The sequence below is a fragment of the Polaromonas sp. P1_G2 genome (assembly GCF_056405515.1).
Map to the genome: position 1 here is coordinate 1 of NZ_JBFUBY010001268.1, position 433 is coordinate 433.

Consider the following 433-nt stretch of genomic DNA (forward strand, 5'->3'; position numbering starts at 1 on the left):
GCTCCAACGTCCAGTTCGCCGTCAATCCCGACAATGGCCGCCTTGTCGTCATCGAGATGAACCCGCGCGTGTCGCGCTCCTCGGCGCTGGCCTCGAAGGCCACCGGCTTCCCGATCGCCAAGATCGCGGCCAAGCTCGCCATCGGCTATACGCTCGACGAACTCGACAACGACATCACGGGTGGCGCCACGCCTGCCTCGTTCGAGCCGTCGATCGACTATGTCGTGACCAAAATCCCGCGCTTCGCCTTCGTGAAATTCCCCGGCGCCTCGCCGGTGCTGACCACGGCAATGAAGTCGGTCGGCGAAGTCATGGCCATCGGCCGCACCTTCCAGGAAAGCCTGCAGAAGGCGCTGCGCGGCCTCGAAACCGGCCTGACCGGGCTCGACGAGATCGAAATCCCCGGCATGGCCGAAGGCGACGACCACAATGC

General features: G+C 64.9%; 1 protein-coding gene. It reads left to right on the forward strand.

Translation table 11 applies throughout. The features are described from left to right. Positions 1–433: ATP-binding protein (locus AC1D0P_RS30085; protein WP_477680077.1), on the forward strand; the 433-nt coding region annotated here is incomplete at both ends.